This window comes from Halomonas sp. JS92-SW72 (assembly GCF_003547075.1).
Taxonomy (GTDB): domain Bacteria; phylum Pseudomonadota; class Gammaproteobacteria; order Pseudomonadales; family Halomonadaceae; genus Halomonas; species Halomonas alkalicola.
Genome location: NZ_CP032147.1, coordinates 2,518,316 through 2,539,815, shown reverse-complemented (window position 1 = coordinate 2,539,815; position 21,500 = coordinate 2,518,316). Strand labels below are relative to the sequence as shown.

Annotated in this window: 16 protein-coding genes and 1 pseudogene; 16 read left to right on the top strand and 1 reads right to left on the bottom strand. The window is 68.2% G+C overall.

Annotation, left to right across the window (positions count from 1 at the left end):
• The first annotated feature begins 226 nt into the window (after positions 1-226).
• From pilM to eno, 12 genes and pseudogenes are all read left to right on the top strand, one after another.
• A complete protein-coding gene (gene pilM / locus D1793_RS11870) occupies positions 227-1,288 on the top strand; it encodes a type IV pilus assembly protein PilM (protein ID WP_119023670.1) in 1,062 nt (353 codons plus the stop codon).
• A complete protein-coding gene (locus tag D1793_RS11865; protein WP_119022361.1) occupies positions 1,285-1,869 on the top strand; it encodes a PilN domain-containing protein in 585 nt (194 codons plus the stop codon). The genes pilM and D1793_RS11865 overlap by 4 nt, the downstream gene beginning before the upstream one ends.
• Entirely contained in the window at positions 1,866-2,489 is a 624-nt protein-coding gene (locus tag D1793_RS11860) for a type 4a pilus biogenesis protein PilO (protein WP_119022360.1), read from the top strand. The genes D1793_RS11865 and D1793_RS11860 overlap by 4 nt, the downstream gene beginning before the upstream one ends.
• Positions 2,486-3,016 carry a pilus assembly protein PilP gene (locus tag D1793_RS11855; protein WP_119022359.1) on the top strand — a complete coding sequence of 177 codons (531 nt, stop codon included), beginning with the start codon at positions 2,486-2,488 and terminating at the stop codon, positions 3,014-3,016. The genes D1793_RS11860 and D1793_RS11855 overlap by 4 nt, the downstream gene beginning before the upstream one ends.
• A gap of 99 nt (positions 3,017-3,115) precedes the next feature.
• A complete protein-coding gene (pilQ, locus tag D1793_RS11850; RefSeq protein ID WP_240407662.1) occupies positions 3,116-5,173 on the top strand; it encodes a type IV pilus secretin PilQ in 2,058 nt (685 codons plus the stop codon).
• Positions 5,173-5,715 (top strand): shikimate kinase AroK, encoded by a 543-nt coding sequence (gene aroK / locus D1793_RS11845; RefSeq protein ID WP_119022357.1) that lies wholly within the window; start codon positions 5,173-5,175, stop codon positions 5,713-5,715. Before pilQ ends, aroK begins: the two co-directional genes overlap by 1 nt.
• A gap of 5 nt (positions 5,716-5,720) precedes the next feature.
• Complete coding sequence (gene aroB / locus D1793_RS11840; protein ID WP_119022356.1) at positions 5,721-6,827, top strand: 3-dehydroquinate synthase; 1,107 nt, start codon at positions 5,721-5,723, stop codon at positions 6,825-6,827.
• Between the two features lie 456 nt (positions 6,828-7,283).
• Positions 7,284-11,735, top strand: coding sequence for a glutamate synthase large subunit (gene gltB, locus D1793_RS11835; protein WP_119022355.1), 4,452 nt, complete (start codon positions 7,284-7,286; stop codon positions 11,733-11,735).
• Positions 11,736-11,860: 125 nt separating this feature from the next.
• Entirely contained in the window at positions 11,861-13,279 is a 1,419-nt protein-coding gene (locus tag D1793_RS11830; RefSeq protein WP_119022354.1) for an FAD-dependent oxidoreductase, read from the top strand.
• Between the two features lie 126 nt (positions 13,280-13,405).
• The gene (locus tag D1793_RS11825) at positions 13,406-15,061 is read left to right on the top strand and encodes a CTP synthase (RefSeq protein WP_119022353.1); all 1,656 of its coding nucleotides are present in this window, start codon (positions 13,406-13,408) and stop codon (positions 15,059-15,061) included.
• A gap of 4 nt (positions 15,062-15,065) precedes the next feature.
• Positions 15,066-15,917: a 3-deoxy-8-phosphooctulonate synthase gene (kdsA, locus tag D1793_RS11820; RefSeq protein WP_119022352.1), complete on the top strand. Its 852-nt coding sequence runs from the start codon at positions 15,066-15,068 to the stop codon at positions 15,915-15,917.
• 33 nt (positions 15,918-15,950) lie between these two features.
• Positions 15,951-16,145 (top strand): annotated as a pseudogene (gene eno / locus D1793_RS11815) (phosphopyruvate hydratase); the annotation flags it as partial.
• Between the two features lie 161 nt (positions 16,146-16,306).
• On the opposite strand, the gene D1793_RS11805 reads toward eno, so the two are convergent.
• A complete protein-coding gene (locus tag D1793_RS11805; RefSeq protein WP_119022351.1) occupies positions 16,307-16,861 on the bottom strand; it encodes a TRAP transporter small permease in 555 nt (184 codons plus the stop codon).
• Between the two features lie 303 nt (positions 16,862-17,164).
• Between D1793_RS11805 and D1793_RS11800 the strand changes: the two genes are divergently transcribed.
• The 4 genes from D1793_RS11800 (at position 17,165) to hmgA (ending at position 21,477) form a co-directional block, all read left to right on the top strand.
• Complete coding sequence (locus tag D1793_RS11800) at positions 17,165-18,133, top strand: MBL fold metallo-hydrolase (protein ID WP_119022350.1); 969 nt, start codon at positions 17,165-17,167, stop codon at positions 18,131-18,133.
• 77 nt (positions 18,134-18,210) lie between these two features.
• A complete protein-coding gene (locus D1793_RS11795; RefSeq protein WP_119022349.1) occupies positions 18,211-19,956 on the top strand; it encodes an FAD-dependent oxidoreductase in 1,746 nt (581 codons plus the stop codon).
• Positions 19,943-20,170 carry a DUF2783 domain-containing protein gene (locus tag D1793_RS11790; protein WP_119022348.1) on the top strand — a complete coding sequence of 76 codons (228 nt, stop codon included), beginning with the start codon at positions 19,943-19,945 and terminating at the stop codon, positions 20,168-20,170. The genes D1793_RS11795 and D1793_RS11790 overlap by 14 nt, the downstream gene beginning before the upstream one ends.
• Entirely contained in the window at positions 20,167-21,477 is a 1,311-nt protein-coding gene (gene hmgA / locus D1793_RS11785) for a homogentisate 1,2-dioxygenase (protein WP_119022347.1), read from the top strand. The genes D1793_RS11790 and hmgA overlap by 4 nt, the downstream gene beginning before the upstream one ends.
• The last annotated feature ends 23 nt before the right edge of the window (positions 21,478-21,500 follow it).

Sequence of the window (21,500 nt, the reverse complement as noted above, 5' to 3'; positions counted from 1 at the left end):
CGTCGCGAAGGGGACGGGTCGGGGCGACTGAGACGCCATTATAGGAATCCAGGCGCAGGGTCACCAGCGTTGAGGGTGCAGGTTTGCGGTTAGCCGTGTGAGATTCGGCAATATCATGTAACCTCTGCTTACAGGGGCTAGACCGCGGGGCTCAGACTCTTCCTGTTGCGAGGGGTGAGCGAAATAACAAGCGGTCATTCGCATGGATCAGCAGGGGCGGACCGAGATGCAATTCAGGGCATCCAGCAAGGGATTGATCGGTGTCGATATCACCTCGGCAACCGTCAAGCTCGTGGAACTCAGGCGTGCAGGCGCCAGCTACCAGGTGGAGAGCTACGCGGTGCGGCCTCTGCGCGAGGGCGCGGTGGTCGAGCGTCGCATCCAGGACATGGGGGAGGTGGTCGATGCCCTCTCCCGGGCGGTCCAGCAGGCCAAGCCGCACTCCCGGCGCGCCGTGGTCGCGGTGCCCGCCAGCGCGGCCATCACCAAGACGCTGACGCTGCCGGCCTCGCTCAGCGACGACGAGATCGAGGCACGCATTCAGCTCGACTCTGACAAGCACATCCCCTTTCCGTTCAGTGAGGTCGCCTTCGACTTCCAGCGGCTGGGCCTCAATTCCCGCTATGCCGACCAGCAGGACGTGCTGCTGGTGGCCTGTCGGCAGCAGGATGTCAGTCAGCTGACCGACGCCGTGCTTCAGGCGGGGCTGACCCCCGAGGCGGTGGATGTCGAGACCTTCGCCATGGAGCGCGCCTTCACCGAGGTGCGCCATCAGCTGCCCGCCTCCTCCGGCGAGGAGGACTGCGTGGCCCTGGTGGATATCGGCGCCACCATGAACACCTTTCACGTGCTGCGTGAGGGGCGGGTGGTCTACAGCCGCGACACCGTGTTCGGCGGCCGCCAGCTCACCGAGGAGATCCGCAACCGCTACGGCCTGAGCCTCGACGAGGCGGGCCTGGCCAAGAAGCGCGGCGGCCTGCCCGAGGACTATCCGCGCAGCGTGCTCGGCCCCTTCCTGGATACCCTGGTGCAGCAGGTTGGCCGCTCCTTGCAGCTCTACTACACCGCCGGTCGCAAGCAGGAGGTGCGCCGCATGGTGCTGGCCGGCGGCACCAGCATGCTGCCCGGCCTGGCCGAGCGGCTGGCCCAGGAGAGCGGCATGGAGGTCTCCATCGCCAATCCCCTGGCGCGCATGAAGGTCAACGGCCGCATCGACGTCCAGACGCTCTCCGGTGATGCCCCGGCGCTGCTTGCCGCCTGCGGCCTGGCAATGAGGTCCCGCCCATGACCATCGAGATCAACCTGCTGCCCTGGCGCGAAGAGCGCCGGGCCCGTCGCAGCAAGCGCTTCTTCGTGACGCTGGGGCTGGCCGCCCTGCTCGGCCTCGGGGGCGGCTACGGCCTGACCTGGCACTACGAGCAGGAGGCCCAGGCCCAGCAGCAGCGCAATGCCCATATCCAGGCCCAGAGTCGCCAGCTCGACTCGGCGATCCGCGAGATCAGCGAGCTGGAGGCGATCCGCGAGCAGATGCTCGAGCAGGTGCGGGTGTTCACCGAGCTGCAGATGGGGCGTACCCAGACCGTCCATGTCCTGAGCGACCTGACCTCAAGCCTGGTGGACGGCGTCCACTATACCCAGCTCACCCGCCAGGGTGACGGCCTGCGCCTGACCGGCCTGGCCGAGAACAATCGCCAGGTCTCCGACCAGCTGCGTGCGCTGGCGGCGGCCGCCTCCTTCACCGAGCCGGTGCTCTCCGAGGTGGAGGCCGAGGGGGGCGGTGAGCGGCGTCGCTTCAGCCTGAGCATGAGCCAGCAGCTGCCCCGGGCAGCGGCGGCGAATCAGGCGTCGGCGGAGGAGGAGGGATCATGAGCCTCAAGGGAGAGATGCGCCGCCTGCGCGAGCTGGACTGGCGCGAACTGGACATCAAGGAGGCCGGCGTCTGGCCCTGGTCGCTGCAACTGCTCTGCTGCCTGCTGCTGCTGGGCGTGACCTTCTACGGCATGCACTGGTACCTGGCGGCTCCCGCCAAGGAGGAGCTCGAGCGGGTGCGCGGCCAGGAGGCGCAGCTGATCCGCGACTACCGCAGCAAGGCGGCCCAGGCGGCCAACCTCGAGGCGATGCGCGAACAGATGGGCGTCCTCGAGACGCGCATGGCGGCGCTGCGCGAGATGCTGCCCACCGGCGCCGAGGTGCCCTCGCTGATCGACAACATCAGCGAGACCGCCATCGACAATCAGCTCGCCATCGACTCCATTCGCCTGCGCGGCACGGTCACTCGGGAGCACTATATCGAGCAGCCCTTCGATATCCAGGTGCAGGGTGACTACCACCGCATCGCCACCTTTCTGGCCGGCGTGGCGGCTCTGCCGCGTATCGTCACCCTGCACGACATGACCCTGTCGCCGGAGGGGGGCAGCGGCCAGCGACTCCGGCTCTCCCTGCTGGCGCGGACCTACAGCTACCGCCAGAGCGAGGAGGGGGCGCCATGAACCGAGCCAACCGTCTTTCGGCGGCACTGGCGGCCGCGCTGCTGCTGGGGCTTTCGGGATGTGCCGACCCGCAGCTCGGCTCGCTGGATCGCGAGCTGGCCGAGATCCGCAGCAATCCCGGTGCGACCCCGCGGGTGGAGCTGCCCGATATCCCCGACTATGAGGCGCTGCCCTACGACGAGGCCGATCGGCGCAGTCCGTTCATCGCCAGGCTGCCCGAAACGGAGCAGCCGCCGCGCGGCTCCGAGGAGCTGGCGCCGGACCTGACACGGCCGCGGGAGCCCCTGGAGGCCTATGGCCTCGGCCAGCTCGACCTGGTCGGCACCCTGACCCATGGCGGCCAGCCCTCGGCGCTGGTTCGGGCGCCGACCGGTACGGTGCACCGACTGCGGGTGGGCAATCACCTGGGCAGCGATTTCGGGCGCATCGTCAGCATTACCTCCTCCTCGGTGCAGCTGATCGAGGTGGTGCCCACCGGGCGGGGTGGCTGGATCGAGCGCACGACACAGCTGACGCTCGACGACTAGATCCTGATAACGAGATCCGGATAAACAATCAGGCAAGCGATTCGCCGCTCACCGGCAGGGGTGGGCGACAAGCGGGGGAAGGGAACAATGCTACCGATCATGAAGCGTGGATTCGCGACACTCTTGCTGCTGGCGCTCTCCGCCGGCGCCCTGGCGGCCTCCTCCCTGGAGGGGCTCGACTTCCGGCAGGGCAGCGGTGGCGAGCTGGAGGTCGACCTCCAGTTCACCGGCCCGGTGCCCGAGGTGCGCGGCTATCGCCTGGACGACCCGGCGCGGCTCACCATCGACCTGATGGAGACCGCCAACCGCCTCGACCAGCGCAGCTACGCCCTGGGAATCGGTGGCGTCCGCCAGGTCACGGCGCTGGAGGCCGGCTCCCGTACGCGCCTGGTGTTCGATCTCGAGGGTCCACTGCCCTACAACACCCGCGAGCAGGGCAATCGCCTGCGCCTGGCCATCGGTGGTGGCGCGGCCGATACCGGCGTGGCGCAGGCATCGGCGCCGGCGCCGGCCCCCGGCGAGCCGGCGTCCAGCCGGTCGGTGGCCAGCGGTCCCAGCGTCGAGAACATCGACTTCCGCCGCGGCGAGGGCGGCGCCGGCCGCCTGGTGGTCACCTTCGACCGCGCCGGGGTCGATGCCCGGGTGCGCGAGAGCGGGCGCAACCGCATCACCGCCGACCTGCGCGGCGTGGAGCTGCCGGCCTCCCTGGATCAGGTCTATGACGTCAGCGACTTCGGCACCCCGCTGCGCCGCGTCACCCCGCGGGCCGGCCGCGATGGCGTGACCCTCGATATCGAGGGGGCCGGCGATTTCGCCATGGTCTCCACCCAGAGCGGCCGGCAGCTCACCATCGAGGCGCAGCCGGTCACCCAGCAGCAGCGCGACCAGCGGGTCCGCGAGCAGTTCCCCTACACCGGTGAGCGCATCACCCTCAACTTCCAGGACATCGAGGTGCGTTCGGTGCTGGCGATCATCGCCGACTTCACCGGCCTCAACCTGGTGGCCAGCGACAGCGTCCAGGGTCGGGTGACGCTGAACCTCGAGGATGTGCCCTGGGACCAGGCGCTGGACCTGGTGCTCAAGAGCCACGGCCTGGCCAGCCGCCAGGAGGGTAACGTCATCGTGGTGGCGCCGGCCAGCGAGCTGGCCAACATCGAGCGCCAGGAGCTCGAGGCCCGCGAGCAGATGGAGGTGCTGGCGCCGCTCACCACCGAGTATGTCCAGGTGCGCTATGCGCGCGCCTCCGACCTGGCGGCGCTGCTGCGCGGCGGCCAGGGGTTCGGGCTCTTGACCGAGCGCGGCCGGGTGGCGGTGGATCAGCGCACCAACACCCTGCTGATCCAGGACACCGCCGACCAGATCGACGAGATCATGCGTACCCTGGATCGCCTCGACGTGGCCGTGCGCCAGGTGCAGATCGAGGCGCGCATCGTCATCGCCAGCGACAGTGCCACCCGCGAGCTGGGGGTCAACTGGGGTGCCTCCTCGCCGGACCGCCGTGCGGGTGGTCGCCTGGATCTCGGCGGGGCCTCCGATGGCACGCCCATCTCCGGCCTGGGTGGCCTGGCGGTGGACTTCGGCTCCACCGATCGCGGCGTGGGCGGCATGACCAGCTTCGCCTTCGGCTACCTCTCCGGCGATGTGCTGCTGGATCTGGAGCTGCGCGCCATGGAGAGCGAAGGGCGCAGCTATACCATCTCCCAGCCGCGGGTGATCACCGCCAATCAGCGCACCGCGGTGATCAAGCAGGGCCAGGAGCGGGCCTACCGCGAGTCCGCGGCCAGCGGCGCGGCCGCGGTGGACTTCAAGGAGGCGGTGCTGTCGCTGGAGGTGACGCCGCAGATCACCCCGGACAATCGCATCATCATGGACGTGTCCATCACCAACGACACCTTCGGCGAGTTCCAGCCCGGCGAAGAGCCGCCGATCAACAAGAACGAGATCGAGACCCAGGTGCTGGTGGACAACGGCGAGACCGTGGTGCTGGGCGGTATCCTGCAGACCGAGGAGCTGCGCAACCTGGTCAAGACCCCCTTCCTGGGCGACCTGCCGGTGATCGGCAACCTCTTCCGCTATACCCAACAGAGCAACGAGAAGGTAGAGTTGCTGGTATTCATCACTCCCCGGATACTGGACGACGGCGTGGCCCTTCGCTGATGCAGGCACTACCCAACCTGATACTGATCGGCCCCATGGGGGCCGGCAAGAGCACCATCGGCCGCCTCCTGGCGGCCGAACTTTCTCGCGACTTCTTCGATACCGACCACGAGATCCAGGACCGCTGCGGCGCCGATATCCCCTGGATCTTCGACGTGGAGGGGGAGCTCGGCTTCCGCGACCGCGAGACCCAGATGATCGACGAGCTGACGCGGCTCGAGGGGGTGGTGATCGCCACCGGTGGCGGCGCCGTGCTGCGCGAGGAGAACCGCCGCATGCTGCGCGAGCGCGGCACCGTGATCTACCTCTACACCACCGTCGAGCAGCAGCTCAAGCGCACCGCCAAGGACCGCAACCGGCCACTGCTTCAGCGGCCGGACAAGGAGGCGGTGCTGCGCGAGATGTTCGGCGTGCGCGATCCCCTCTATCGGGCCACCGCCGATGTCACCGTGCGTACCGACCGCCGTGGCCCCCGGGCCGTGGTCAACGATATCGTCCGGCGCGTTACCCGGCTGGTCGACCCCCTGCAATGCAAGGCATGAGGCCCATGAGCGAGACTCCGACAGGCCCGCGCACCCTCGAGGTGGCGCTGGGCGAACGCAGCTACCCCATCCATATCGGCCCCGGCCTGCTGGGCGAGCCCGGTGCGCTGGCGCCCTGGCTGGCCGGCCGCCAGGTGATGATCGTCACCAACGAGGTGGTGGCGCCGCTCTACCTGGAGCGCTGCCGGGCCTCGCTGCCGGCAGGCGTCGAGGTGCGTGAGCTGGTGCTGCCCGACGGCGAGGCCACCAAGACCCTGGAAAGCGTCAGTCGCATCTGGGATGCCCTGCTGGAGGCGGGCTTCAACCGCCGCTGTACCCTGATCGCCCTGGGCGGCGGGGTGATCGGCGACATGGTCGGCTATGCGGCCGCCTGCTATCAGCGCGGGGTCGCCTTCATCCAGGTGCCGACGACCCTGCTCTCCCAGGTGGACTCCTCGGTGGGCGGCAAGACCGGGGTCAACCATCCGCTGGGCAAGAACATGATCGGCGCCTTCTGGCAGCCTCGGGCCGTGCTGATCGACACCGACACCCTGGCCACCCTGCCGCCCCGGGAGCTCTCTGCGGGGCTCGCCGAGGTGATCAAGTACGGGCTGATCCGCGATGCCGACTTCCTGGCCTGGCTGGAGGCCGAGATGCCCGCCCTGAGGGCCCTGGAGGCATCGGCGTTGACCCGTGCCATCGAGCGCAGCTGTGCGCTCAAGGCCGAGATCGTCGCCGAGGACGAGACCGAGCAGGGGGTCCGGGCGCTGCTCAACCTGGGGCACACCTTCGGGCACGCCATCGAGGCGCACCAGGGCTACGGGGTCTGGTTGCACGGCGAGGCGGTGGGGGCCGGCATGCTGATGGCCGCCGAGCTCTCGGCGCGGCTGGGCTGGCTTTCCGAGGCCGAGGTGGCGCGCACCCGGGCCATCATCGGGGCCGCCGGGCTGCCGCTGGCCGCGCCTGCCGACATGTCGGTGGAGGACTTCCTGGTCCGCATGCGGCTCGACAAGAAGAACGTCGACAGCCGCCTGCGGCTGATCCTGCTGCGCGCGCTGGGGGAGGCCTGCCTCTACGATGAGACCCCGGTCGAGCTGCTGGAGGCGCTGATCGAGGCGTTTCCCCGCGACTGACGCCGCCTCCGCCTCCGTTTGGCTCCCGATCTCGACGCCCGCACCCCTGTGCGGGCGTCGTCGTTGGTGGGGGCACTGCCGGGCGGCATGGGGCGCGGGAGAGGGTCATGCCGAGAATCCGCATGACTTATGCGCTATCAGCATGGGGTTTTGGGGGCGAATTAGACCAAAGTCTAGTATTGGATTTGAATCGTTGAAGATTCGTCTATGCACTCTGCAAGTCATTGAGAGACGGGCTTTTTTTGCCCGGAGAGGTTGTGCAAGTCGCGGATTTTCAGGTGTTTTTTGATTTTCGCTGCACCTCGGGCGTTGCGCCGTTCCCGGCAGAGTGTCTATGCTGGGCGGCCTTTTGTCGTGCAGCCTGACGCCTTGCGGGGCGTGACGTAAAAAAATAAAAACCGAGTAAAATATCACGATAGTGCTGCAAAAGAAATCACCTTTATCCGAGGCACGCCAATGAACAGAGGTCTCCATCAGCCCGGCGAGTTCCGCGACAACTGCGGGTTCGGCCTGATCGCCCACATGGAGGGGCGCGCCAGCCATCAGCTGCTGCGCACCGCCATCGAGTCGCTCACCTGCATGACCCACCGTGGCGGCATCGCCGCCGACGGCAAGACCGGCGACGGCTGCGGCCTGCTGCTCAAGATGCCCGAGGCCTTTATGCGCGAAGTGGCCGTAGAGGCGCTGGGCGTCAGCCTGGGCGAGCGCTTTGCGGTGGGGGCGGTCTTCCTGCCCGACGATGACGCGCGCGCCGCCAAGGCGTGCGATACCCTCGAGGGCGAGCTGCGCGCCCGCGGCCTGGTGATCCGCGGCTGGCGCGACGTACCGGTGGACCCGAGCGTCTGTGGCCCCATGGCGCTGGCGTGCCTGCCGAGGATCCGCCACCTCTTCGTGGAGCCGGGCAAGAACGGCAGCGTCGAGACCTTCGAGGTCGATCTCTTCATGGGTCGCCGCCTGGCCGAGCAGGCCCTGCGCAGCGAGTCCGAGTTCTATGTCTGCTCGCTCTCCGAGAAGGTGATCTCCTACAAGGGCCTGGTGATGCCGGTGGATCTGCCGGCCTTCTACCGGGATCTGGGCGACGAGCGCCTGGAGACCGCCATCTGCGTCTTCCACCAGCGCTTCTCCACCAACACTGCACCGCGCTGGCCGCTGGCCCAGCCCTTCCGTCTGCTGGCCCACAACGGCGAGATCAACACCATCGAGGCCAACCGCGGCTGGGCCAACTCCCGCAAGGAGAACTTCGTCTGCGAGCGGCTGCCCGAGATCGCCGAGCTTGACGAGATCGTCAACACCACGGGCTCCGACTCCTCGAGCATGGACAACATGCTGGAAGTGCTGCTCACCGGCGGCATGGAGCTGCATCGCGCCGTGCGCCTGATGGTGCCGCCCGCCTGGCAGAACGTGGAGCTGATGGACGGCGACCTGCGCGCCTTCTACGAGTACAACTCCATGCACATGGAGCCCTGGGACGGCCCCGCCGGCGTGGTGATGACCGACGGCCGCCAGGCGCTCTGCATGCTGGACCGCAACGGCCTGCGTCCGGCCCGCTGGGTGATCACCAAGAACGGCTTCATCACCCTGGCCTCCGAGATCGGCACCTACGACTACAAGCCCGAGGACGTGGTGGCCAAGGGGCGCGTGGGCCCCGGCCAGATACTGGCCGTGGATACCGAGACCGGCGAGGTGCTGCACACCGGCGACATCGACGAGCGCCTCAAGTCGGCCTACCCCTACAAGCGCTGGCTGAAACAGGAGGCCCACTACCTGGAGTCGGCGCTGACCGAGCTGGCCAGCTTCCACAACATGGATACCGACGCCCTCAATGTCGCCCAGAAGATGTTCCAGGTGAGCTTCGAGGAGCGCGACCAGCTGCTGCGTCCCCTGGCCGAGAGCGGCCAGGAGGCGGTGGGCTCCATGGGGGACGACACGCCCATGGCGGTGCTCTCCGGCAAGCAGCGCCTGCTGACCGACTACTTCCGCCAGAAGTTCGCCCAGGTCACCAACCCGGCCATCGACCCGCTGCGCGAGGCGATCGTGATGTCGCTGGAGACCTGCATCGGTGCCGAGCTCAACGTCTTCAAGGCGACGCCCGAGCATGCCCACCGCATCATCCTGACCACCCCGGTGCTCTCGCCGCGCAAGTTCACCGCCCTGGTGGAGCAGGATGACCCGACCTTCGCGCCCCATCGGCTGCGCATGGCCTACGACCCCGAGGCGATGGGGCTGCAGGCGGCGATTCGCGAGCTCTGCCGCCAGGCCGAGGCGGCCGTGCTCGACGGCAAGGTGGTGCTGGTGCTGTCGGATGCCGACCTCGAGCGGGGCGAGCTGCCGATCCACGCCGCCCTGGCCGTGGGGGCCGTCCACCACCACCTCAGCCGCCTGGCACTGCGCCCGCGCGCCAACATCGTGGTGGAGACCGGCTATGCCCGCGACGCCCACCAGATGGCGGTGCTGTTCGGTGTGGGCGCCACCGCGGTCTTCCCATGGCTCGCCTATCAGGTGATGGCCGACATGCAGCGCACCGGCGAGCTCACCGGCAACCCGGCCGATGCCCGCGAGAACTACCGCAAGGGCCTGCAGAAGGGGCTCTACAAGATCCTCTCCAAGATGGGCATCTCGACGCTCGCCTCCTACCGCGGCTCCCAGCTGTTCGAGGCGGTGGGCCTGGCCGACGAGGTGATGGAGCTGTGCTTCACCGGCATGGCCTCGCGCATCCAGGGCACCGGCTTCGCCGAGCTGCAGCTGCAGCAGGAGTGGCTGGCCCGCGACGCCTGGACGCCGCGCAAGGGAATCTCCCAGGGTGGCCTGGTCAAGTATGTGCACGGCCATGAGTACCACGCCTACAACCCCGACGTGGTCAAGGCGCTGCAGGAGGCGGTGCAGGAGGGCGACTACGCCAAGTGGAAGAAGTTTGCCGCCCTGGTCAACGAGCGTCCGCCGGCCACCATCCGCGACCTGCTCAAGCTGAAGCCGGCCGCCGAGCCGCTGCCTCTGGAGGAGGTGGAGGCGGTCGAGGACCTGATCCCGCGCTTCGACAGCGCCGGCATGTCGCTGGGCGCGCTGTCGCCGGAGGCCCACGAGGCCCTGGCCCAGGCCATGAACGAGGCGGGCGGACGCTCCAACTCCGGCGAGGGCGGCGAGGATCCGGCCCGCTACGGCACCATTCGCTCCTCCAAGATCAAGCAGATCGCCTCCGGGCGCTTCGGCGTCACCCCGGCCTACCTGGTCAACGCCGAGGTGCTGCAGATCAAGGTGGCCCAGGGTGCCAAGCCCGGCGAGGGCGGCCAGCTGCCCGGCGGCAAGGTCAACGACCTGATCGCCCGGCTGCGCTACTCCGTGCCCGGCGTCACGCTCATTTCGCCGCCGCCGCACCATGACATCTACTCCATCGAGGACCTGGCGCAGCTGATCTTCGACTTGAAGCAGGTCAACCCGGAGGCCCAGGTCTCGGTGAAGCTGGTCTCCGAGCCCGGCATCGGCACCATCGCCACCGGCGTGGCCAAGGCCTACGCCGACCTGATCACCGTCTCCGGCTACGACGGCGGCACCGCGGCGAGCCCCATCACCTCCATCAAGCACGCCGGTTCCCCCTGGGAGCTGGGCCTGCCCGAGGTGCACCAGGCGCTGCGCATCAACGGCCTGCGCGACAAGATCCGCCTGCAGACCGACGGCGGCCTGAAGACCGGCCTCGACGTGGTCAAGGCGGCGATCCTCGGCGCCGAGAGCTTCGGCTTCGGCACTGCGCCCATGGTGGCGCTGGGCTGCAAGTACCTGCGCATCTGCCACCTCAACAACTGCGCCACCGGCGTGGCCACCCAGAACGACTTCCTGCGCGGCGAGCACTTCCGCGGCACCGTGGACATGGTCAAGCACTACTTCCGCTTCATCGCCGAGGAGGTGCGCGAGCTCATGGCCATGCTGGGCGTGCGCAAGCTCACCGACCTGATCGGCCGCACCGACCTGCTCGAGGTGCTGGAGGGCGTCACCGCCTCCCAGCGCAGGCTCGACCTGACCCCGCTGCTGGGCAACGACTTCGTGCCGGCCGAGGCCCCGCAGTTCTGCCAGGTGAGCCGCAACGTACCCCACGACCCGGGTGCCAAGAACCAGGAGGTGCTGGCGGCGCTGGCGGACGCCATCGAGGCGAAGTCCGGCGGCGACTTCTCCTTCACCATCACCAACTGCGACCGCAGCGTGGGGGCGCTCACCTCCGGGGCCATCGCCAAGCGCTACGGCGAGGCGGGGCTCGAGGAGGCGCCGGTCACCGCGCGCTTCACCGGTGTGGCCGGCCAGAGCTTCGGGGTGTGGAACGCCCGTGGCCTCAACCTCTACCTGGAGGGGGACGCCAACGACTACGTCGGCAAGGGCATGAACGGCGGCAAGGTGGTGATCACCCCGCCGGCGGGCAGCCGCTTCGAGAGCCACAAGACGGCGATCATCGGCAACACCTGCCTCTATGGCGCCACCGGCGGCAAGCTGTTCGCCGCGGGCACCGCCGGCGAGCGCTTCGGGGTGCGCAACTCCGGCGCCCACGCGGTGATCGAGGGCGCCGGCGACCACTGCTGCGAGTACATGACCGGCGGCCTGGTGGCGGTGCTCGGCGAGACCGGCGTCAACTTCGGCGCGGGCATGACCGGCGGCTTCGCCTACGTGCTCGACGAGGAGCGTACCTTCGTCGACAAGTACAACCACGAGCTGGTGGAGATCCACCGCGTCAACACGGAGACCATGGAAGCCTATCGCCGCCACCTGCGCGAGGTGATCGAGGAGTTCGTCGACGAGACCGGCTCGGCCCGCGGCCGCGCCATCCTCGACGACTTCAGCGACTTCATCCGCCACTTCTGGCTGGTGAAGCCCAAGGCGGCAAGCCTGAACAGCCTGTTGGCCCAATCCCGGCGTCAGCCTGAGTAGAGAGGCGGCGTCAGCCGGAATAAGAGGCGGCGTCAGCCGGAATAACGCCCTCGACAACAGGTGATTCGCCCCGCCGGGCCCAGGGTCCGGCCGGGGCGACCAACAGGACTTCCAGGAGAATCGACATGGCCAACCGTCTGAGCAACGACTTCCAGTTCATCGACGTGGGTCGCCAGGACCCGCAGAAGAAGGATGCCCGCACCCGCTCGCGGGAGTTCGCCGAGATCTACGAGCCCTACAAGCCCCAGGAGGCGGCCAGCCAGGCGCATCGCTGCTTGCACTGCGGCAACCCCTACTGCGAGTGGAAGTGCCCGGTCCACAACTACATCCCCAACTGGCTGCAGCTGGTGGCCGAGGGCAATATCCTCGAGGCCGCGGAGCTCTCCCACAAGACCAACTCGCTGCCCGAGGTGTGTGGCCGGGTCTGCCCCCAGGACCGTCTCTGCGAGGGCGACTGCACCCTCAACGATGGCTTCGGCGCGGTGACCATCGGCTCGGTGGAGAAGTACATCACCGATACCGCCTTCGCCATGGGCTGGCGCCCGGACATGTCCCAGGTGACCTGGACCGATCGGAAGGTCGCGGTGATCGGCGCCGGGCCGGCGGGCCTGGGCTGCGCCGACATCCTGGCGCGCAACGGGGTCAAGCCGGTGGTGTTTGACCGCAACCCGGAGATCGGCGGCCTGCTGACCTTCGGCATCCCCGAGTTCAAGCTCGAGAAGAGCGTGATGGAACGCCGTCGGGCGGTGTTCGAGGAGATGGGCGTGGAGTTTCGCCTCAACGTGGAGATCGGCCGCGACATCACCATGGACCGGCTCCTCGAGGAGTATGACGCCGTCTTCATGGGCATGGGCACCTACAAGTACATGGAGGGTGGCTTCCCCGGCGAGAACCTGCCCGGCGTGCACAAGGCGCTGGACTACCTGATCGCCAACGTCAATCACTGCCTGGGCTTCGAGAAGGACCCCGGCGAGTACATCTCCTTCAAGGGCCAGCGCGTGGTGGTGCTGGGCGGCGGCGACACCGCCATGGACTGCAACCGCACCGCCATCCGCCAGGGCGCCAGCGGCGTGACCTGCGCCTATCGCCGCGACGAGGAGAACATGCCGGGCTCGCGCCGCGAGGTGGCCAACGCCCGCGAGGAGGGCGTGGAGTTCCTCTTCAACCGCCAGCCGGTGGCGGTGGTGGGCGAGGGCAAGGTGGAGGGGGTCAAGGTGGTGCGCACCCGCCTGGGCGAGCCCGACGAGAACGGTCGCCGCCGCCCCGAGGTGGTGCCGGGCTCCGAGGAGGTGATTCCGGCCGACGCCGTGGTCATCGCCTTCGGCTTCCAGCCGGACCCGCCCGCCTGGTTCGCCGACCATGGCATCGAGGTGGATGAGCGCGACCGGGTCAAGGCGCCGGAGCAGGGCCAGTTCCGCTTCCAGACCAGCCACGCGAAGGTCTTCGCCGGCGGCGACATGGTGCGCGGCTCCGATCTGGTGGTCACCGCCATCCACGAGGGCCGCCAGGCCGCCGAGGGCATCCTGGACTACCTCGGCGTCTGAGGCGCGTTCGGCCAGCCGCCGGGCGGCTGGCCGAAATTGAGCCATTGGTCGTGTTCTGCTAGTCTGTCGTCCCATCCTGGCGCGGCTTCCTGCCGAGCCTCATGATCACGTTTCGACAGGTTCTCCATGACACGATATATCTTCGTGACCGGCGGCGTTGTGTCCTCTCTCGGCAAGGGCATCGCGTCGGCCTCGCTGGCGGCGATTCTCGAGGCGCGCGGCCTCAAGGTCACCATGCTCAAGCTCGACCCGTACATCAACGTGGACCCGGGCACCATGAGCCCTTTCCAGCACGGCGAGGTATTCGTCACCGAGGATGGCGCGGAGACCGATCTCGACCTGGGCCACTACGAGCGCTTCATCCGCACCAAGATGACCCAGCGCAACAACTTCACCACCGGTCGCGTCTACGAGCACGTGCTGCGCAAGGAGCGCCGCGGCGACTACCTGGGCGGCACCGTCCAGGTGATCCCGCACATCACCGACGAGATCAAGCGCCGGGTCTTTGAGGGTGGCGAGGGCTTCGACGTGGCGCTGGTGGAGATCGGCGGCACCGTGGGCGATATCGAGTCGCTGCCCTTCCTGGAGTCGATCCGCCAGATCAGAAGCGAGCTGGGGGCCAACCGGGCGATCTTCATGCACCTGACCCTGGTGCCCTATATCAAGACCGCCGGCGAGACCAAGACCAAGCCGACCCAGCACAGCGTCAAGGAGCTGCGCTCCATCGGTATCCAGCCGGACATCCTGATCTGCCGCAGCGAGGTGGAGCTCGAGGAGAGCGAGCGCCGCAAGATCGCGCTGTTCACCAACGTGGAGGAGCGGGCGGTCATCCCGCTGCAGGATGCCGACACCATCTACCGCATCCCGATCATGCTCCACGAGCATGGCCTGGACGAGATCGTCTGCGACAAGCTGCGGCTCACGGCCGATGAGGCCGACCTCAACGAGTGGATCAAGGTCCTCGACGCCAAGCTCAACCCGCTGAAGTCGATCAATATCGCCATGGTCGGCAAGTACATGGAACTGCTCGACGCCTACAAGTCGCTCAACGAGGCGCTGATCCACGCCGGCATCCAGACCCGGGTCAAGGTCAACGTCGACTACATCGACTCCGAGGACATCGAGCGCCACGGCACCGAGCGCCTCGCCGGCAAGGACGCCATCCTGGTGCCGGGCGGCTTCGGCGAGCGCGGCGTGGAGGGCAAGATCGCCACGGCCCGCTATGCCCGCGAGAACGGCATTCCCTATCTCGGCATCTGCCTCGGCATGCAGGTGGCGGTGATCGAGTTCGCCCGCAACGTGGCCGGCTGGGAGGACGCCAACTCCACCGAGTTCACCCACGACACCCAGCACCCGGTGGTGGGCCTGATCACCGAGTGGATCACCCCCGAGGGCAAGATCGAGCTGCGCGACGCCGCCTCCGACCTCGGCGGCACCATGCGCCTGGGCGGCCAGGTGTGCCGTCTCAAGGCCGGCAGCAAGGCCCGCGAGGCCTACGGCAATGACGAGATCGTCGAGCGCCATCGTCACCGTTACGAGGTCAACAACCAGTTCATCGAGGAGCTCGAGCAGGCGGGCCTGGTGGTCTCCGGCAAGAGCGTCGACAACTCCCTGGTGGAGATGGTCGAGCTGCCCGACCACCCCTGGTACGTGGCCTGCCAGTTCCACCCGGAGTTCACCTCCACTCCCCGCGACGGCCACCCGCTGTTCACCGGCTTCGTCAACGCGGCGCTGGAGCACAAGGCGGCGCGCACCCGCGCGCAGTCCTCCCACCAGGAGTAACGGGATGAGCGCACCCGAGCGTCATGTTTCCATTGCCGGCCTCGAGGCCGGCAATTCGTTGCCGCTGATGCTGTTCGGCGGCATGAACGTGCTGGAGTCCCGCGAGCTGGCTCTCGAAGTGGCCCAGGCCTACGTCGAGGTGACCGGACGCCTCGGCATGCCCTATGTCTTCAAGGCGAGCTTCGACAAGGCCAATCGCAGCTCGATCCACTCCTACCGGGGCCCGGGCCTGGAGAAGGGACTCGAGATCCTGGCCGAGGTGAAGGCGCGCTTCGGTGTGCCGATTATCACCGACGTCCATGAGCCCTGGCAGGCCGCCCCCGTGGCCGAGGTCGCCGACGTCATCCAGCTGCCCGCCTTCCTGGCCCGCCAGACCGACCTGGTCGTCGCCATGGCGCGCACCGGGGCGGTGATCAACATCAAGAAGCCGCAGTTTCTGGCGCCCCACGAGATGCGTCATATCATTCGCAAGTGCGAGGAGGCCGGCAACGACCGGGTGATCCTCTGCGAGCGCGGCTCGAGCTTCGGCTACAACAACCTGGTGGTGGACATGCTCGGCTTCGGCGAGATGCAGCAGACCGGCCGCCCGGTGTTCTTCGACGTGACCCATTCGCTGCAGCGCCCCGGTGGGCGCGCCGACAGCGCCGACGGGCGTCGTGCCCAGGTGGCCGAGCTGGCCCGGGCCGGCGTGGCCGTGGGGCTCGCCGGCCTCTTCCTGGAGGCCCACCCGGACCCCGACGCCGCCCTGTGCGACGGCCCCTGCGCGCTGCCGCTGGCCCAGCTCGAGCCCTTCCTGGCCCAGCTCAAGGCCATCGATGAGCTGGTGAAGGGCTTCGCCCCGCTCGACATCCAATAATGTTCCATCGCTGAGACAACTGAGGAAACTCGCATGACCAAGATCGTCGACATTCGCGCCCTCGAGGTGCTCGATTCCCGCGGCAACCCCACCGTCCAGGCCGAGGTGCGGCTTGAGAGCGGTGCCGTGGGCGTGGCCTGCGCGCCCAGCGGCGCCTCCACCGGCTCCCGCGAGGCCCTGGAGCTGCGCGACGGCGACAAGAGCCGCTACCTGGGCAAGGGCGTGCTGCCATGGCGGTGTCCACCACCCGCCGGGCGGCCATCGCCTCGGCGGCGTTCCAGTTGCCGGTCAAGAGATAGAAGCCGAGGAAGCCGACGATGCCCATGGCGAAGGCCAGCGGCACCCGCAGGAACACCAGGACCAGCAGCGCGGCGAAGCCGTAGAGTGCCTCAGTCATGGGGACCTCCCGCCTTGGTCGCGGGGCTCAGCGGGCCGCCCTGCCGGATCACCCGGCACCCTTCCAGCAGGTAGAGCACCGCCCGCGCCAGGGCCAGGAGCGCCGAGAGCGCCAGCATGGCGGCGATCAGCCCGATCAGGTAACCGCGCGGGATGCGCAGGAACTCGGTCACGTCGCCCCACTCGAAGGCGCGCTCGGCCAGCGCCCAGACGCGTCGGGCCATCACCCACAGCGCCGCCGTCACCAGCAGGTTGACCAGCACCTCGCGCACCCAGATCAGCCGGGCGGGAAAGATGGCGTCGAGCAGGTCCACGCTGATGTGCTCCTGGCGCCAGCACACCACCGGCAGCGACAGGAACACCAGCGCCGCCAGCATCAGCTGGGTCAGCTCCACGGCGCCGAGGATCGGGGAGTTGAAGAAGTAGCGGCCGGTCACGTCTGCCGTGGTCAGCAGCATCATGCCGAAGAGGGTGGCACCGGCCACCCCCTCCAGCGTCAGCTGCAGACCCCGGCCGACGCGTGGCCAGATGAGTGCTGAGGTCGGCATGGGTCGGGTTCGCTCCTGATCGTCACGGGTGATTGTTATGGTCGCCACCTTGCCGGCTGACAGTCTCCTGTGCAACTAGTTTGCGACATGGAGCACTTAGACTTAAGTCGCAAAATCCAGGAAAAGCATTGATCTGAGGCAGAATCTTGCCGTCTCGGAGCGATGTGTTCGGCGAAGAATCACCCGACATGCTGGACATCTAGTTTCAAAAGCAACTATGCTCGCTCGACCAGACAAGCAGCTCATCCTGACAACAGAAGCGCGTCGCCAGAGCGTGACGACCCCGACGACTCCGGAGGAACCATGAGCAAGAAGTTCGCGTCCCACGCCGACACCGAAGAGAAGCAGGTCAGCTTCACCAAGCTGGCAGAGGGCCTCTATGCCTACACCGCCGAGGGCGACCCCAACACCGGCATCGTGATCGGCGACGACAGCGTGATGGTGATCGACACCCAGGCCACCCCCATCATGGCCCAGGACGTGATCCGCCGGATCCGCGAGATCACCGACCTGCCGATCAAGCACGTGGTGCTCACCCACTACCACGCCGTGCGCGTGCTGGGCGCCTCCGCCTACAACGCCGAGAACATCTACGCCAGCCAGCACACCTACGACCTGATCGTGGAGCGCGGCCAGCAGGACTATGAATCCGAAGTGGGCCGCTTCCCGCGCCTCTTCAAGGGCGTGGACTCCGTGCCCGGCCTGACCTGGCCCAACATCGTCTTCCAGAAGGAGCTGACGGTGTACATGGGCAAACGCGAGGTGCGCATCATCCATCTGGGTCGCGGCCACACCAAGGGCGACACCATCGTCTGGCTCCCCGAAGAGAAGGTGATGTTCTCAGGCGACCTGGTGGAGTATGGCGCCACCCCCTATACCGGCGACGCCTACCACGAGTACTGGCCGGCCACCCTCGAGCGTCTGGAGGCCATGCAGCCCCAGAAGCTGGTGCCGGGCCGCGGTGACGCCCTGCAGACCCCCGAGAAGTGCCAGGAAGCCATCCAGGGCACCCGCGACTTCCTCAACGACATGTACGAGAGCGTCAAGGCGGGCAAGGCCGCCGGTAAGTCGCTCTCCGAGTGCTACGCCGAGACCTACGCCCTGCTCAAGCCGAAGTACGGCCACTGGGTGATCTTCGATCACTGCGTGCCCTTCGACATCACCCGCTGCTACGACGAGGCGGGCGGCGAATACCCGGATCCGCGCATCTGGACCGCCGAGCGCGACACCGCCATGTGGCACTCGCTGCAGGAAGTGGTCGAGAACCAGTAAGGGTCCCTCGGGACCATCCCCCGGACCGTGACCGGCCGTCGGGTGCAGCGCACCCGGCGTCCCCATGGGAGCATCGCATGCCAACGACCTACAACAATCCCGTCTACCCCTACCGACGCCCCGCCGAGCTCGACAGCAGCGAGGTGCGCCACTGCCCGGTGGTGATCGTCGGCGCCGGCCCCTCGGGCCTCGCCGCGGCCATCGACCTGGCCCAGCAGGGCATCGCGAGCGTGGTACTGGACGACAACAACACCGTCAGCGTGGGATCCCGCGCCATCTGTTTCGCCAAGCGCACCCTGGAGATCCTCGACCGCCTCGGCTGCGGGGAGCCCATGCTCGACAAGGGCGTGACCTGGCAGCACGGCCGCGTCTTCTTCCAGGAGCGCGAGGTCTACGACTTCAACCTGCTGCCGGAGGCGGGCCATCGCGCCCCGGCCTTCATCAACCTGCAGCAGTACTACTTCGAGGAGTACCTGGTCGACCGCGCCGAGGCGCTGGCCGAGTGGATCGACCTGCGCTGGCTGCACAGGGTCACCGAGGTCGATGCGCAGCCCGGGCAGACCGCGCTCACCGTCGCCACCCAGGACGGCGACTACCGCCTGACCTGCGACTACCTACTGGTGGCCGACGGCGCCAACAGCAAGATCCGCGACATGCTGGGCCTGGAGAGCCGTGGCCAGGTGTTCCAGGACCGCTTCCTGATCGCCGACGTGATCATGAAGGCCGACTTCCCCACCGAGCGCTGGTTCTGGTTCGACCCGCCCTTCCATCCCAACCAGTCGGTGCTGCTGCACCGCCAGCCGGACAACGTCTGGCGCATCGACTTCCAGCTGGGCTGGGACGCCGACCCGGAGGAGGAGAAGAAGGAGGAGAACATCCGCCCCCGCGTGCAGGCGATGCTCGGCGAGGAGGTGGAGTTCGAGCTGGAGTGGGCCAGCGTCTACACCTTCCGCTGCCGCAAGATGGACGACTTCATCTTCAACCGGGTGGTGTTCATGGGCGACGCAGCCCACCAGGTCTCGCCCTTCGGCGCCCGAGGCGCCAACGGCGCCCTGCAGAGCACCGAGAACCTGGCCTGGAAGCTGGCCCGGATCCTCAAGGGCCAGGCCCCCGAGGCACTGCTGGCCACCTACAACACCGAGCGCCAGCACGGCGCGGCGGAAAATATCCTCAACTCCACCCGCGCCACCGACTTCATCACCCCGAAGAGCCGCGTCAGCCGGCTGTTCCGCGACGTGACCCTGGAGCTGGCCGAGCACTATCCGTTCGCCCGCAGCCTGGTCAACAGCGGCCGCCTCTCGCTGCCCTGCCGCTACGACGGCTCGCCCCTCAACGGCCCCGACGCCTATGGGTATCCGGCCGAAGGCGGCCCCGCCGACCTGCGCCCCGGCAGCCCGGCCAAGGACGCCCCGGTGAACCTGGCCGGTGAGGCGGCCTGGCTGCTCCACCAGTTCGGCAACCGCTTCGTGCTGCTGCTCGATGGCCGCGTCGACGCCGCCCGCGCCGAGGCCCTCGCCGCGGAGCTGGGCGAGCTGCTGGACCGCCAGGCGGATCTCGACCTGGTGATCGTCGGCCCGGCGCCCCACGCCCTCGCCGCCCTGCCGCGCACCACCCAGGTGGAGGACCGCGACGGGCTCATCGACGAGCGCTACGGCCTCACCGCCGGCGCCGGCTACCTGATCCGCCCCGACCAGCATGTCGCCGCCCGCTGGCGTGACCTGTCCGCCGCCGCCGTCGACGATGCCCTGGCCCGCGCCCTGGGCGCCCACCTCGCCGCGACCGCCGACACCACCATCCAGGGAGGCCGCCATGCCACGGCTTGAGCTGAATCCGAACTTCACCGACCCGGACGCCTTCTACGCCGCGCTGACCGAGCTGCACCGCGAGCGCAGCGAGGCCGAGAGCGAGCGGATCAACGCCCGGCTGATCCTGCTGCTGGCCAACCATATCGGCGAGCAGTCGGTGCTGGAGGAGGCCCTGGCCATCGCAGGCCGGGCCGAGGCCCCGGCGACAGAACAAGAGAGGACGACCCCATGACGACCCAGACACTCGAGTACCAGAGCGGCTTTCGCAACCACTTCGCCAGCGAGGCGCTGCCCGGCGCCCTGCCCGAGGGGCAGAACTCGCCCCAGCGCTGCGCCTACGGCCTCTACGCCGAGCAGTTCACCGGCTCCGCCTTCACCGCGCCGCGCCACCAGAACTTCCGCAGCTGGCTCTACCGTATCCGCCCCTCGGTCTCCCAGAGCGCCTACCGGCCGCTGCCCGACCGCGCCGTGGCCACCGCGCCGCTGGCCCGCCCCGCCGCCGACCCCAACCAGATGCGCTGGGACCCGGTGCCGCTGCCGGAGGCGCCCACCGACTTCGTCGACGGCCTGCTGACCATCGCCGTCAACGGCGATGCCGGCACCCAGGCCGGCTGCGGCGTGCACGTCTACGCCTTCAACCGGGACATGACCGAGCGCTTCTTCTACAACGCCGACGGCGAGCTTCTGATCGTGCCGCAGCAGGGCACCCTGCGCCTGCGCACGGAGATGGGCGAGCTGGAGGTCGCCAGCGGCGAGATCGCCCTGATCCCCCGCGGCATAAAGTTCCAGGTGCGCCTGGGGGCGGGCGTCGACGCTGCCCGCGGCTATGTGTGCGAGAACTACGGCAGCCCCTTCGAGCTGCCCGGCCTCGGCCCCATCGGCGCCAACGGCCTGGCCAACCCCCGCGACTTCCTGAGCCCGGTGGCGGCCTATGAGGACCTGCAGGGCGACTTCGAGCTGGTGGCCAAGTTCTCCGGGCGCTTCTGGGTCACCGACCTGGACCACTCGCCCCTGGACGTGGTGGCCTGGCACGGCAACGTCACCCCCTACAAGTACGATCTGGCCAGCTTCAACACCATCAACACGGTGAGCTTCGACCATCCGGACCCCTCGATCTTCACCGTGCTGACCTCCGCCTCCGACACCCCGGGGATGGCCAACATCGACTTCGTGATCTTCCCGCCGCGCTGGATGGTGGCCGAGAACACCTTCCGCCCGCCCTACTTCCATCGCAACCTGATGAGCGAGTTCATGGGGCTGATCCACGGCGAGTACGATGCCAAGGCGGAGGGCTTCCTGCCCGGCGGCGCCAGCCTGCACAACTGCATGTCGCCCCACGGGCCGGATGCCGAGACCTTCGAGAAGGCCTCGAATGCCGAGCTGACGCCTCACTACCAGGGCGCCACCCTGGCCTTCATGTTCGAGAGCCGCTATGTCTACCATCCCACCGAGGCGGCGCTGGAGGCGGAGTTCCGCCAGCGCGACTACGTGGACGTCTGGTCGACCCTGCGCTCGCACTTCGATCCGAACCGGCCCTGAGCCAAGCGCCCCTCACCCAGAAT

Excerpts from the sequence above, each read along its gene's own strand:
- pilM (WP_119023670.1), top strand. The coding sequence starts at position 227 with ATGCAATTCAGGGCATCCAGCAAGGGATTGATCGGTGTCGATATCACC.
- D1793_RS11865 (WP_119022361.1), top strand. The coding sequence starts at position 1,285 with ATGACCATCGAGATCAACCTGCTGCCCTGGCGCGAAGAGCGCCGGGCC.
- D1793_RS11860 (WP_119022360.1), top strand. The coding sequence starts at position 1,866 with ATGAGCCTCAAGGGAGAGATGCGCCGCCTGCGCGAGCTGGACTGGCGC.
- D1793_RS11855 (WP_119022359.1), top strand. The coding sequence starts at position 2,486 with ATGAACCGAGCCAACCGTCTTTCGGCGGCACTGGCGGCCGCGCTGCTG.
- pilQ (WP_240407662.1), top strand. The coding sequence starts at position 3,116 with ATGAAGCGTGGATTCGCGACACTCTTGCTGCTGGCGCTCTCCGCCGGC.
- aroK (WP_119022357.1), top strand. The coding sequence starts at position 5,173 with ATGCAGGCACTACCCAACCTGATACTGATCGGCCCCATGGGGGCCGGC.
- aroB (WP_119022356.1), top strand. The coding sequence starts at position 5,721 with ATGAGCGAGACTCCGACAGGCCCGCGCACCCTCGAGGTGGCGCTGGGC.
- gltB (WP_119022355.1), top strand. The coding sequence starts at position 7,284 with ATGAACAGAGGTCTCCATCAGCCCGGCGAGTTCCGCGACAACTGCGGG.
- D1793_RS11830 (WP_119022354.1), top strand. The coding sequence starts at position 11,861 with ATGGCCAACCGTCTGAGCAACGACTTCCAGTTCATCGACGTGGGTCGC.
- D1793_RS11825 (WP_119022353.1), top strand. The coding sequence starts at position 13,406 with ATGACACGATATATCTTCGTGACCGGCGGCGTTGTGTCCTCTCTCGGC.
- kdsA (WP_119022352.1), top strand. The coding sequence starts at position 15,066 with ATGAGCGCACCCGAGCGTCATGTTTCCATTGCCGGCCTCGAGGCCGGC.
- D1793_RS11805 (WP_119022351.1), bottom strand. The coding sequence starts at position 16,861 with ATGCCGACCTCAGCACTCATCTGGCCACGCGTCGGCCGGGGTCTGCAG.
- D1793_RS11800 (WP_119022350.1), top strand. The coding sequence starts at position 17,165 with ATGAGCAAGAAGTTCGCGTCCCACGCCGACACCGAAGAGAAGCAGGTC.
- D1793_RS11795 (WP_119022349.1), top strand. The coding sequence starts at position 18,211 with ATGCCAACGACCTACAACAATCCCGTCTACCCCTACCGACGCCCCGCC.
- D1793_RS11790 (WP_119022348.1), top strand. The coding sequence starts at position 19,943 with ATGCCACGGCTTGAGCTGAATCCGAACTTCACCGACCCGGACGCCTTC.
- hmgA (WP_119022347.1), top strand. The coding sequence starts at position 20,167 with ATGACGACCCAGACACTCGAGTACCAGAGCGGCTTTCGCAACCACTTC.